Genomic DNA, 12,843 nt, shown 5'->3' with positions numbered 1-12,843 from the left:
GCGGCTTAAGCTCAACCCATGAACCTACAAAACGCTTTGCTGCCACCCCACGCCGAGATGGTTCGCGCCATGCTCGAACGCGACACCGCCTATGAGGGGGTGTTCTTTACCGCGGTCAAAACCACCGGGATCTTCTGCCGCCCCAGTTGTACGGCGCGCAAACCGAAGCCGGAAAACGTCGAGTTCTTCGCCCACGCCGATGAGGCGATGTCAGCGGGCTATCGGGCCTGCCTGCGGTGCAAGCCGCTGGACGCCGCAGCCATCGCGCCGGACTGGGTGCAACGACTGCTCGAATCCGTCGACGCCGCCCCCGACCTGCGCTGGACCGATGCCCAGTTGCTGGCCGAGGGCATCGAGCCGCTGAAACTGCGCCGCTGGTTCAAGCAGCATTTCGGCATGACCTTTCACGCCTGGCTGCGCAGCCGACGCCTGGGCATCGCCCTCGGAGGTATCAAACAGGGCGAATCCATCGACGACGCGGCGTTCGATTCCGGCTACGAATCCCTGAGCGGTTTTCGCGATGCGTTTCAAAAGTCGTTCCACATCACACCCGGCCGCGCCGCCCACAGCGAGCCCCTGCTGTTCACTCGGCTGACCACGCCGCTGGGGCCGATGATCGCCATGGCCGAACGGCGTGGGCTGGTGCTGCTGGAGTTTCTCGATCGACCGGCATTGACCAGGGAAATCGAAGAACTGCAGAACCGTTATGGCTACGTCGTGGCCCCCGGTCACAACGGCCATTTGCAGCAGATCGAAGAAGAACTGGCGCAATACTTCGCCGGCAAACGGAGCGAATTCAACGTGCCGCTGCACCTGCCCGGCAGCGTTTTCGCCAGGCAGGTGTGGACTGAACTGACCAAGATCCCGTACGGCCAGACCAGCACCTATGGCGCCATTGCCGCGCAACTGGGCAAGCCCGGCGCCAGCCGCGCCGTGGGCATGGCCAACGGGCAAAACCGTCTGGCGATTGTGTTGCCCTGTCATCGGGTGATCGGCGCAGATGGCTCGCTGACCGGCTATGGTGGGGGTCAACCGCGCAAGGCGTTTCTGCTCAGGCTGGAAAGCGCCGCGGTGCAAATCACCCAACAACTGGCATTCTGATCACTCCAGAGTTTCTTCAATAAGAAGTCATAAGGAAGGACATTCGATGGACACACTCGACAATCAATTTCACCAGTTGCACCAGAGCGGCCTGCTGATTCTGACCAACGTCGCCGACGCCACCGGAGCGCGACTGGTGGAACAACTGGGCAGCAAGGCCGTCGCCACCAGCAGCGCGGCGGTGGCCTGGGTTCACGGTTATCCGGATGGCAACAGCCTGCCGCTGGAACGGCTGGTTTCCACGGTCGAATCTATCGCCCGGGTCATCAGCGTGCCGTTGAGCGTGGACATTGAGGCAGGTTATTCCGATGATCTGGAGCGAGTTGCGCAAGTGGTCGACGCGGTGATCGCCGCCGGTGCCGTGGGGATCAATATCGAGGATGGCGCCTCTGCGCCCGACCTGCTGGCCCGCAAGATCGAAGCCGCTCGCCAGGTTGCCAATCGCCGGAACGTGAAGCTGTTCATCAATGCCCGCACCGACGTGTACCTCAGGGGCCTGGTGCCGGCCGAAGATCGCGTGGCAGAGACGCTCAAGCGTGCCGCGTTGTATCAGGCGGCCGGTGCCGACGGGCTGTTCGCCGCTGGCGTCACCGCGGCGTACGAGATCGACGCCTTGTGCCGAGGCACAACGCTGCCGCTGAACGTGCTCGGCTTCCCGGGCCTGCCTTCACCTGAAGAACTGCAAGCCCTTGGCGTGCGCCGTTTGAGCGCCGGTTCGGGCATCGCCGAATTCCTTTATGGCGCCATGGCCGGCCTGGCCAAAAGCTTTCTGCAAACCGGCACGCTCGACAGCAACCACCTCAAGGCCTTCACCTACGGCCAAGTGAACGCCCTGCTGGCCCCGACCGGGAAAGTTTGACCGCAAGCAATGGAGTGCGGCGCTGCGGGGGGACGACTAGTCTTCCCGCAGTCACCCGCCCCTCAGGATGCTCCATGCCCGACACCTATCAATTGGCCAGCGAATTTCTCTCGGCCCTCGATGCCGACTGGCAGCGTCACATCAGCGCCATCGGCCCTTGCCTGCATCAACCCCATGCGGCACGCGATCCTTATGAGTCGCTGGTGCGGGCGATTGCCTATCAGCAGCTGCACGCAAAGGCCGGCGACGCGATCGTCGGCCGATTGTTGGCATTGTTTCCGGCGAACACCTTCCCCAGACCCGAGCAGATCCTGGCGACCGACTTCGAGCAGATGCGCGCTTGCGGCTTTTCCGCCAGCAAGATCGCGACCCTCCAGGGCATCGCTCAAGCGGCTCTGGACGGCGTGGTGCCGGATTACGCCACGGCGCTGGCCATGGACGACGAAGCGTTGATCGAGCGCTTGATTACTTTGCGCGGGGTCGGGCGCTGGACCGTGGAAATGCTGTTGATCTACAGCCTGGAACGACCGGATATCTTGCCGGCCGATGACTTTGGAGTGCGCGAGGGTTATCGGCGGCTGAAGGGGTTGGAGGTACAGCCGACTCGTAAGCAGATGATTGAGATCGGGCTGGCGTGGAGCCCTTATCGGACGGTGGCGGCGTGGTACTTGTGGCGAGTGCCCAACCGTTAGGTCCCAAGCCCCGTACCGCGAAGGCGCCCGAACAGCCACCATAAATTCAACTGCCCGGACACGCCGACGGTCTAGTCTGTCTTGAGTCATCCCCCCATCGGAGGCTCCCATGCAGCTCGAAGGCTCCTGCCATTGCGGCGCGGTATCATTCAACCTGACCAGCGCCCACCCCTACCCCTATCAGCGCTGCTATTGCTCGATCTGTCGCAAGACCCAGGGCGGTGGCGGGTATGCGATCAACCTGGCGGGCGATGCCCAGAGCCTCAAGGTACGCGGGCGCAAGCACATCTCGATTTACCATGCGCGGCTCAAGGACGAAGGCGATAAACGTGCCCGACGCAGCACCGCCGAACGGCATTTCTGTTCCCTGTGCGGCTCGGGACTATGGCTGTTCAGCCCTGAGTGGCCGGAACTGATTCACCCGTTTGCCTCGGCCATCGACACCCCGCTACCGGTGCCGCCGGAACACACCCATCTGATGCTCGGCTCCAAGGCGCCGTGGGTGGAAGTCGAGGCGCATCCGGGGGACCAGCAATTCGAGGTCTACCCGATAGAATCCATTGCCCAGTGGCATGAACGCCTGGGCTTGAGCCGCTAATCCAAATGCGCCCAGGTCATGCGAAACGACGCCCCGCCCCACGGCGAATCCGCCACTTCCACTTGCCCGCCATGGGATTGAGACACCCGCCGCACCAGCGCCAGGCCCAGGCCGAAACCACCGGTGCGGCGGTCGCGGCTGGCATCGAGGCGCGAGAACGGTTCGAAGATTTTCGCCCGCCCGTCCAGCGGCACGCCCGGCCCATCGTCGTTGACCTGCACTTCGTAATGATCACCGGTACGCACCAACGACACTTCCACCCGCTCATTGGCATAACGAATGGCATTGCGCAGTAAATTGATCACCGCACGGGCCATGAAACGCGGTTCAATACGAACCTCGTCGATCTGACATTCAACAATCAGCAATTGCACCCCGGCGGCTTCCGCCTCCAGCGCCACGCTGCCCACCACACTGTCGAGCCAATGGCTGGCCTGGATGTTCTCCCGGGTAATCACCGTGGCGCCGCGCTCAAGGCTGGCGTACGTCAGCAGCTCGGAAACCATTTCCTCCAGTTCGCCGAGGTCGGCGTACATGTCGGCAATCAATTCGCGGTTCTGGCTCTGATCGGGTTGCTGCTTGAGTTGATCGAGCTCGAACGATAACCGCGCAATCGGCGTGCGCAGCTCATGGGATACCGCGTTGGTCAACTCGCGCTGATTGGCGATCAGCCCCTCGATGCGCGCCGCCATCAGGTTGAAGTGTTCGGCCAGGTCGCGGATGTTCGAACGCTTGGACAACTGGATGCGCACCGACAGGTCGTTGTCACCAAAGCGTTCGGCGGCCAGGCGCAGTTTCTCCAGATCGCGCCAGTGCGGGCGCACCCAAAAGAACAACACGAAACCGATCATCACCGCGATCATCAGATAGGCCGCGGCAATATAGAACGGCATCAGGCTCGGCTCGTCCGGCAGCTTGATACTGAGCAGCTGCGAACCTTCGTCAATCCGCGAGATGAACTGGGTGTACTTGTCGCGAATCACCAGCAGGCCCTGGGCCAACTCGGCGTTCTCCTGATCGGTCAGGGACAGTTGATCGCTCTCGACCAGGGTCAGGCCCAAGCCGTAGTGAGGACGCACGGTTTGCAGTTGTCGCTCCCGGGCCGGGCCGTCCAGGCCGCGCAACTGCTCGACCAGCGACCAGGCCTGACCACGCACCGCCTCTTGGTTATAGCTCTGCATCTGCCCGTCGAGAAGCGCATCGAACGTGCGCTCGACGGTTTGCAGCGCCAATACCAGGCCCGCCGTCATCACCAGAAACAGCCCAAGGAATAACCGCAGCATTTACAACTCCCACGCAAACGGATTGAACAGGTAACCCTTGCCCCACACAGTCTTGATGCACACCGGCTCGCGCGGGTTGTCCTTGAGCTTGCCGCGCAATTTGCTGATGTACACGTCGACGCTGCGGTTGAGGCCGTCGAAGGCGATACCGCGCATACGGTTGAGGATGTCGTCCCGGGACAAAATCTTGCCGGCGGCGCTGGCCAGCAACCACAGCAATTCGAATTCCATGGTGGTGAGGTCGATACCCTCGCCCGCCAAACGCACTTCGCGGCAACTGCGGTCGATGCTCAGATGGCCAAACTCCAGCGAACTGCACACGCTGCTGTCCGGCATCTGACGGCGTTGCAAGGCGCGCAGACGGGCGAGCAGCACCGGGGGTTTGATCGGTTTGATCACGTAGTCGTCGGCACCGGATTCCAGGCCGAGGATGTGATCGAGGTCGTCTTCCTTGGCAGTGAGGATGACGATGGGCGTGTCGGATACGCTGCGGATCTCGCGGCACACATGCAGGCCGCTCTGGCCCGGCAACATCAGGTCGAGTACGACGACTTTCGGTTTGAACTCAAGGAAAGCGGCCATCGCCAGGTCGCCACGGTGCACCTCGCGGACCTCAAAGCCGTGTTGGGCCAGGAAATGCGCAATCAGCCCGGCGAGCTTCTCGTCATCTTCCACCAGCAATACTTTGCCAAAACCCAGGTTATCCATAACGACCGTCTGCCAACCCTTGAATGAAGTGGGCGGCATTATGGCGCCAATCGGTGACGGGACGGTGATCGCAGGCAGCAAAAACCGGCCACGAGGGCCGGTTTTTGGCGATGTTTCATTCTTTTAAGAGTTTTTAACAATTCAGACGCAGAAGATCGGCATTTGCAAGCCGCGCTCCTACCGCGTTATGCGGCGGCCGGGACACCGCTGTGAAAGCGGAACTCCACGTCCGGCGATTCGATCAGTTCCTGCTCGGCAGCGCGAACCCGGTCAATGACCTGCGCAATGTCCTTGGCATCCCCGTACTGGTAGGCCAGCTTCAGATAGCCCTGGAAATGCCGCGCTTCGCTTTTCAGCAGGCCGAAATAGAACTTGCCCAGTTCCTCATCCAGATGCGGCACCAACGCCTCGAAACGCTCGCAGCTGCGGGCTTCGATGAACGCGCCGACCACCAGCGTATCCACCAGCTTCACCGGCTCGTGGCTACGCACCACTTTGCGCAGCCCCGAGGCGTAACGCCCGGCGGACAACTGCCGCAGCTCGATCTTGCGCTTTTTCATCAGGCGCATGACCTGCTCGTGATGCACCAGTTCTTCCCGGGCCAGACGCGACATCAGGTTGATCAGATCGACGTGGGAGTGATACTTGGCAATCAGGCTCAACGCCGTGCTGGCCGCCTTGAATTCGCAGTTTTTGTGGTCGATCAGCAGCGTTTCCTGATCCGCCAGCGCAGCCTGGACCCAGCCATCAGGCGTGCGGCAGCCGAGGAACTCGTGAATTTCGGGAAGGATCATGGGGCTCACGGATAAAAGGTTCAAAACGAAGGGCGCCGATTATACCGGCCTGCCGACAGACCACCAGCCGCCACCGTTGATATGCATCAAGTCGCGAATGCCCGACCAGCAACTATAGTTGTCCAACGCAGTGTTTTTACCTTCCTGGAGAACCCGATCATGCAAGCCATTCGCAGCATTCTGGTGGTCATTGAACCCGAACACTCGGAAAGCCTGGCGCTCAAACGGGCCAAATTGATCGCTGGCGCGACCCAGGCTCATCTGCACCTGCTGGTCTGCGATAAAAAGCATGATCACAGCGCGATGCTCGGCGTGCTCAAGGCGGCCCTGCTGGCGGACGGCTACAACGTCACCACCGAGCAAGCCTGGAACGAAAGCCTGCATGAAACCATTATCGATGTGCAGCAGGCGGAAGGTTGCGGCCTGGTGATCAAACAGCATTACCCCGACAGCCCACTGAAGAAAGCGCTGCTGACGCCCGAGGACTGGAAGGTGTTGCGCACCTGCCCGACACCGGTGCTCCTGGTAAAAACCGCCGGTTCCTGGAAGGACAAGGTGATTCTGGCGGCGATCGATGTCGGCAACACCGATGACGAACACCGTCATTTGCACAACACCATCATTGATTACGGCTATGACATTGCCAGCCTGGCGAAGGCCAAGCTGCATGTGATCAGCGCCCACCCCTCGCCGATGCTATCGGCGGCCGACCCGACCTTTCAGCTCAAGGAAACCATCGAGGCCCGTTACCGCGAGCAGTGCCAGGCGTTCCAGGCCGAGTTCGACATCGACGACGACCACCTGCACATCGAGGAAGGCCCGGCGGATGTGTTGATTCCGTACATGGCCCATAAGCTGGGGGCCTGCGTGACGGTGATCGGCACCGTGGCGCGGACCGGGTTGTCGGGAGCGTTGATCGGGAATACGGCGGAAGTGGTGCTCGATGCGCTGGAGAGCGATGTGCTGGTGCTCAAGCCGGACGAGATCATGGATCATCTGGAAGAGATCGTGACCCAGCATTGAGATTTTCGGCGTCAAGTAGATCGCCATCGCGATGCTTTCAAGGGTTACCCGCCGAAGGCATCCTTGAGAAATCCCGGCGCAATGTAGCGCTGGTAATGCGCTTCGGACAGCAGGAAAAATTCCCGATCAATGGCATCGCGCAATTCCGGCAGGTTCCAGTCGCGGAACTCCGGCAGCAGCACCATCCCGTAGGCCTCCAGATTATTGATGACCCGCGCGCCCCGGGCGATCAGCTGATAAGCCCAGCAATACTCCGACTGATGCGGCACAAAGCGGATCTTGCGCTGCTCCAGTTGCAGGCGCAGCAACGCCGGATCGAAAATTTCCAGTTTACTGGCCATCACTTGCGACAACAGTTGCTCAAGACGCAGCCATACGGCGCGTTTTTCTTCCTCGTTGTAACCGTTCCAGTGAATCACTTCATGGTGGAAACGCTTGCAGCCACGGCACACCAGATCACCGTAAACAGTGGAGCAGAGGCCGACGCAGGGGGTCTTGATGGTCTGATTGGGCATAGGTAGGCAAAACACGGGAAAGCAGAACAGGTCGGCATGTTAGCCCTTTGTCTAACATTCATCACCCCTCAAAATTCGGGGGCTAACTTACCTTTAATTTTTTTTTGCCGTAGAATCAGCCAGCCTTTTAAGGCGCCAATGTCCGTTAAGAAGCTGTTTTCAAAGCGTCACGAGCACAGTCGTTCCTTCAGAGCGGTGTTGGCGAAGGGTTTTTCCAGCGGGGAAAAGCCCAACGCCAACCCTCATCAGCTCCCCGTTCTGCAGGCGTAAAACTTTGAAAGCAGCTTCTGTAAGGAATTGCCGGTAATTCTGGCTAAGCGGCCCACAACGCCACGCAGCGCATGAGTACGGCAATTTCGGGATGAGCGTCCCGGACACCCATTTGGGACCACTGATGAGGGTAATAACTGTGCTTGAAGCCTACCGCAAACATATCGAAGAGCGCGCAGCACTGGGTATCGTTCCCCAGCCGCTAAACGCCGAACAAACTGCAAGCCTGGTCGAGCTGCTGAAGAATCCCCCGGCTGGCGAAGAAGCTTTCCTCGTTGACCTGATCACCAATCGCGTTCCGCCTGGAGTGGACGAAGCCGCCTATGTAAAGGCCGGTTTCCTCTCTGCCCTGGCCAAGGGCGAAGCCAAATCCCCTCTGATCGACAAGAAACGCGCGGTTGAACTGCTCGGCACCATGCAGGGCGGCTACAACATCGTGACCCTGGTAAACCTGCTGGACGACGCCGAACTGGCGCCAGTGGCTGCCGAAGAACTCAAGCACACCCTGCTGATGTTCGATGCCTTCCACGACGTGGCTGAAAAAGCCAAGAACGGCAACGTTCACGCCAAAGGCGTGCTGCAATCCTGGGCTGACGGCGAGTGGTTCAAGAACCGCCCGGTGCTGGCCGACAAGATCAGCCTGCGCGTGTTCAAGGTCACCGGCGAAACCAACACCGACGACCTGTCCCCTGCTCCAGACGCCTGGTCGCGTCCAGACATCCCGCTGCACGCCCTGGCCATGCTGAAAATGGCCCGTGACGGCATTGTTCCGGACGAGCAAGGCAAGACCGGCCCGATGAAGCAGATCGAAGAAATGCGCGGCCAGGGTTTCCCTATCGCCTACGTCGGTGACGTGGTCGGTACCGGTTCTTCGCGTAAATCGGCGACCAACTCGGTGCTGTGGTTCTTCGGCGACGACGTTCCTTACGTGCCGAACAAGCGCGCTGGCGGTTTCTGCTTCGGCAGCAAGATCGCTCCGATCTTCTACAACACCATGGAAGATGCCGGCGCACTGCCAATCGAGTTCGACGTTTCCAACATGAACATGGGCGATGTGATCGACCTGTACCCGCATGCTGGCAAAGTCACCAAGCACAACAGCGACGAAGTCCTGACCACCTTCGAAATGAAGACCCCGGTTCTGCTGGACGAAGTCCGCGCCGGCGGCCGTATTCCGCTGATCATCGGCCGTGGCCTGACCGAGAAGGCTCGCGCCGAACTGGGTCTGCCACCGTTCGACCTGTTCAAGAAGCCTGAAGCACCGGCCGAAAGCACCAAGGGTTTCACCCTGGCGCAGAAAATGGTCGGCAAGGCTTGCGGCCTGGCAGAAGGCAAAGGCGTTCGTCCTGGCACCTACTGCGAACCGAAGATGACCACCGTGGGTTCCCAGGACACCACCGGTCCAATGACCCGTGATGAACTGAAAGACCTGGCGTGCCTGGGCTTCTCCGCTGATCTGGTGATGCAGTCCTTCTGCCACACCGCGGCTTATCCAAAGCCGATCGACGTGACCACCCACCACACCCTGCCTGACTTCATCATGACCCGCGGCGGCGTTTCCCTGCGTCCGGGCGACGGCATCATCCACTCGTGGCTGAACCGCATGCTGCTGCCAGACACCGTGGGTACCGGTGGCGACTCGCACACCCGTTTCCCGATGGGCATCTCGTTCCCGGCCGGTTCCGGTCTGGTCGCGTTCGCCGCAGCCACCGGCGTCATGCCGCTGGACATGCCGGAATCGATCCTGGTGCGCTTCAAAGGCAAAATGAAACCTGGCATCACCCTGCGTGACCTGGTTCATGCCATTCCTTACTTCGCCATCCAGAATGGCCTGCTGACCGTCGAGAAGAAAGGCAAGAAAAACGCCTTCTCCGGCCGCATCCTGGAAATCGAAGGCCTGGAAGGCCTGACGCTGGAACAGGCTTTCGAGCTGTCCGACGCATCGGCCGAACGTTCGGCTGCCGGTTGCACCATCAAGCTGTCGAAAGAGTCGATCACCGAGTACCTGCAGTCCAACATCACCCTGCTGCGCTGGATGATCGGCGAAGGCTACGGCGATGCACGTACCCTGGAACGTCGCGCTCAAGCGATGGAAGCCTGGATCGCCAACCCGCAACTGATGGAAGCCGATGCCGACGCCGAATACGCCGAAGTCATCGAAATCGATCTGGCGGACATCAATGAGCCTGTGCTCTGCGCACCAAACGATCCGGACGACGCCCGTCTGCTCTCCAGCGTCGCTGGCGAGAAGATCGACGAAGTGTTCATCGGTTCCTGCATGACCAACATCGGTCACTTCCGCGCTGCCGGCAAGTTGCTGGAACAGGTCAAAGGTCAGCTGCCAACCCGTCTGTGGCTGTCGCCGCCGACCAAAATGGACGCTCACCAGCTGACCGAAGAAGGCTACTACGGCATCTACGGCAAGGCCGGCGCACGCATGGAAATGCCAGGCTGCTCGCTGTGCATGGGTAACCAGGCACGTGTAGAGCCGAACTCCACCGTGGTGTCGACGTCGACCCGTAACTTCCCGAACCGTCTGGGTGACGGCGCGAACGTCTACCTGGCTTCGGCCGAGCTGGCGTCCGTTGCGTCCATCCTGGGTCGCCTGCCGACCGTCGAGGAGTACATGGAATACGCTGGCAAGATCGACAGCATGGCGGCCGATGTTTACCGCTACCTGTCCTTCGACCAGATCGCCGAGTTCCGTGAAGCTGCTGCGAACGCCAACATCCCGGTCGTTCAAGCCTAACGCTACAACGCCATGAAAAACGCCGCCCATCGTCAGATGAGCGGCGTTTTTTTATGCCTGATGCCAATTGCCCAGCTACGCTTTGCCTGATATCGGCACCAGGACAGCGTGCCACGAGGCCTGACAGGCCTTAACTCACGGAGGAGTCATGCGGGTCATCTTGATCGCCATCGGTTCGGCCGATGACATTTTCCCCTTCATTGGCCTGGCCAATGCGCTGAACCTGCGCGGCCATCGCGCAACCCTGTGCAGCCTGCCGGCGTTCAAGGCCACCATCGAGCAGTACGGGCTGGAATTCGAACCGTTATGCCAGGAAGATGCCGACGAGCCACCCCGCCTCCACGGCTCGAAAACCGCCTTGGCCATGCAGTGGAACGCGGCCTCACACCTGCTCGAACCGACCTATGACTACCTCGCGGCACGGCGTCACGAGGACATCGTGGTGGTGGGTTCGTTTTGGGCGTTGGGCGCACGCGTGGCCCAGGAGCGGTTTGGCATTGCGTACCTTTCGGTACAGATTTCACCGTTCTTGCGCGAGACCCACCGGCTGACGCTGGACCACCTCTGTGCGCCACAACTCAACGCGTTACGCGCCAAAAAGGGCCTGGGCGGGACGGTCCAGCACGTGGTCAGCCAATGGATGCATTCGCCGGACGGCGTGATCAGCCCCTGTCCCGAGTGGTTCGCACCGCAGCAGGCCGCTGCGCCGGCAACCCTGTGCAAGGCCTGTGAAAAGGCCGTTGCGGCCATCGAGCACTGTCACCAGCGAAGCAAAGGTCGTCTGGCCAGGCAGTCGAAGGGGGCGATCAACCAGGACAGCCCCGATTGATCGCCCGCCGTATCAGGCGGTGAGCGAGTAGATCAACGCCGAAATCGCCACCAGCCCTACCAGCGTCACGAAAACGTTGGAGGCTTGGCCACGATAACGCGCCATGGCCGGCACCTTGCGGATCGCGTACATCGGCATCAGGAACAGAATTGCCGCGATGACCGGGCCACCCAAGGTTTCGATCATCCCGAGAATGCTCGGGTTCAGGGTCGCGACGATCCAGCACACCACCAGCATGAACGCAGCGGTCATGCGGTCCAGGGTCTTGGGCGCCGGGCGTTTGCCGCTCTTGACGATCAAACCCTTCAAGCCTTCGCTGGCGCCGATGTAGTGGCCCAGGAACGACTTGGAAATCGCCACGAAGGCGATCAACGGCGCCGCGAAGGCGATGGTCGGGTTGCTGAAGTGGTTGGCCAGGTACGACAGGATCGACAGATTCTGCGCCTTGGCCTCCGCCAGTTGCGCCGGCGACAGGGTCAGCACGCAGCTGAAGACGAAGAACAGCACCATCACCACCATCAACAGGTGGGCGCGGGACAGGATCTGCGAACTGCGCTCTTGGGCATGAGTGCCGTAGCGACGTTTCTGGTCCACCGCGAACGCCGAAATGATCGGCGAATGGTTGAACGAGAACACCATTACCGGAATCGCCAGCCACAAGGTGTGCAGCAGCGCCGACGACTCAGGCAGCGTGGACGCGGTGCTGAGGATGCCGCCGTTCCAGTGAGGAATCAGGAACACCGCCAGGAACAGCAGCGCGACGATGAACGGATACACCATCAGGCTCATGGCCTTGACGATCACCTGCTCACCGCAACGCACCACGGCCAGCAGGCCGAGAATCAGCACGAACGACAGCACGGCGCGCGGTGGCGGCATGATGTGCAGTTGATGTTCGAGGAAACTGCCCACGGTGTTGGTCAGGGCCACGCTGTAAATCAGCAGGATCGGAAAGATCGCGAAGAAATACAGCAAGGTGATCAGCGCACCGGCCTTGATGCCGAAATGTTCTTCCACCACTTCAGTGATGTCCGCGCCTTCACGGCCGGACAGCACGAAGCGGGTCAGGCCACGGTGTGCGTAAAACGTCATGGGGAACGCCAGCAACGCCAGGATCAGCAACGGCCAGAAGCCGCCCAGCCCCGCGTTGATCGGCAAAAACAGGGTACCGGCCCCGATTGCCGTGCCAAACAGGCCCAGCATCCAGGTGGTGTCATGGCGATTCCAGCTTTCGAGGCTCGCTGGTGTCGCCGTTACATAGCGTTCGTCGACGCTATTGGCCTGATCATTCATCCGGTCGGATCTCCGCTTTCCGGTCACTTGCCACCCGGCCAGGACGAGTCGGAAAAACCCGACAGGCAGCGCCCTGGCCGAAACAGGGGCGCGATTGTCCGGGATTCGTCATCAGAAGCAAAGACTTAG

General features: G+C 60.7%; 12 protein-coding genes. 7 read left to right on the top strand and 5 right to left on the bottom strand.

Annotation, left to right across the window (positions count from 1 at the left end):
* Positions 1–18: 18 nt before the first annotated feature.
* The 4 genes from PSH64_RS11975 to PSH64_RS11960 all read left to right on the top strand — a co-directional run bounded on the left by PSH64_RS11975 (position 19) and on the right by PSH64_RS11960 (position 3,250).
* A complete protein-coding gene (locus tag PSH64_RS11975) occupies positions 19–1,101 on the top strand; it encodes a bifunctional transcriptional activator/DNA repair enzyme AdaA (RefSeq protein ID WP_305480770.1) in 1,083 nt (360 codons plus the stop codon).
* Between the two features lie 46 nt (positions 1,102–1,147).
* On the top strand, positions 1,148–1,960 hold the full coding sequence (locus PSH64_RS11970; protein ID WP_305480769.1) for an isocitrate lyase/phosphoenolpyruvate mutase family protein: 813 nt from the start codon (positions 1,148–1,150) through the stop codon (positions 1,958–1,960).
* 74 nt (positions 1,961–2,034) lie between these two features.
* A complete protein-coding gene (locus PSH64_RS11965; RefSeq protein WP_305480768.1) occupies positions 2,035–2,652 on the top strand; it encodes a DNA-3-methyladenine glycosylase in 618 nt (205 codons plus the stop codon).
* Positions 2,653–2,761: 109 nt separating this feature from the next.
* On the top strand, positions 2,762–3,250 hold the full coding sequence (locus PSH64_RS11960; RefSeq protein WP_305480767.1) for a GFA family protein: 489 nt from the start codon (positions 2,762–2,764) through the stop codon (positions 3,248–3,250).
* On the opposite strand, the gene PSH64_RS11955 is transcribed toward PSH64_RS11960, so the two are convergent.
* From PSH64_RS11955 to PSH64_RS11945, 3 genes are all read right to left on the bottom strand, one after another.
* On the bottom strand, positions 3,247–4,533 hold the full coding sequence (locus tag PSH64_RS11955; RefSeq protein WP_305480766.1) for an ATP-binding protein: 1,287 nt from the start codon (positions 4,531–4,533) through the stop codon (positions 3,247–3,249). The genes PSH64_RS11960 and PSH64_RS11955 overlap by 4 nt on opposite strands.
* The gene (locus tag PSH64_RS11950; protein ID WP_305481142.1) at positions 4,534–5,241 is read right to left on the bottom strand and encodes a winged helix-turn-helix domain-containing protein; all 708 of its coding nucleotides are present in this window, start codon (positions 5,239–5,241) and stop codon (positions 4,534–4,536) included. It lies immediately after the preceding gene.
* Positions 5,242–5,426: 185 nt separating this feature from the next.
* Positions 5,427–6,035: a tRNA-(ms[2]io[6]A)-hydroxylase gene (locus PSH64_RS11945; protein WP_105345386.1), complete on the bottom strand. Its 609-nt coding sequence runs from the start codon at positions 6,033–6,035 to the stop codon at positions 5,427–5,429.
* A gap of 159 nt (positions 6,036–6,194) precedes the next feature.
* Here PSH64_RS11945 and PSH64_RS11940 point away from each other — a divergent pair, with 159 nt between their 5' ends.
* Positions 6,195–7,058 (top strand): universal stress protein, encoded by an 864-nt coding sequence (locus PSH64_RS11940; RefSeq protein ID WP_305480765.1) that lies wholly within the window; start codon positions 6,195–6,197, stop codon positions 7,056–7,058.
* 44 nt (positions 7,059–7,102) lie between these two features.
* On the opposite strand, the gene PSH64_RS11935 is transcribed toward PSH64_RS11940, so the two are convergent.
* Positions 7,103–7,573: a DUF1289 domain-containing protein gene (locus tag PSH64_RS11935; protein ID WP_052964219.1), complete on the bottom strand. Its 471-nt coding sequence runs from the start codon at positions 7,571–7,573 to the stop codon at positions 7,103–7,105.
* A gap of 409 nt (positions 7,574–7,982) precedes the next feature.
* Here PSH64_RS11935 and acnB point away from each other — a divergent pair, with 409 nt between their 5' ends.
* Positions 7,983–10,592 carry a bifunctional aconitate hydratase 2/2-methylisocitrate dehydratase gene (gene acnB, locus PSH64_RS11930; RefSeq protein ID WP_305481141.1) on the top strand — a complete coding sequence of 870 codons (2,610 nt, stop codon included), beginning with the start codon at positions 7,983–7,985 and terminating at the stop codon, positions 10,590–10,592.
* A 148-nt stretch (positions 10,593–10,740) separates the two neighbouring features.
* Positions 10,741–11,421: a glycosyltransferase gene (locus tag PSH64_RS11925; RefSeq protein ID WP_105345425.1), complete on the top strand. Its 681-nt coding sequence runs from the start codon at positions 10,741–10,743 to the stop codon at positions 11,419–11,421.
* Between the two features lie 12 nt (positions 11,422–11,433).
* Here PSH64_RS11925 and PSH64_RS11920 read toward each other — a convergent pair whose 3' ends face one another.
* The gene (locus tag PSH64_RS11920) at positions 11,434–12,714 is read right to left on the bottom strand and encodes a serine/threonine transporter (protein WP_105345429.1); all 1,281 of its coding nucleotides are present in this window, start codon (positions 12,712–12,714) and stop codon (positions 11,434–11,436) included.
* Between the last annotated feature and the right edge of the window lie 129 nt (positions 12,715–12,843).

The organism is Pseudomonas sp. FP1742, assembly GCF_030687145.1.
Lineage (GTDB): Bacteria > Pseudomonadota > Gammaproteobacteria > Pseudomonadales > Pseudomonadaceae > Aquipseudomonas > Aquipseudomonas frederiksbergensis_D.
Note: the sequence above shows the minus strand (reverse complement) of the source record. Positions and strands in the feature narration are given on the sequence as shown.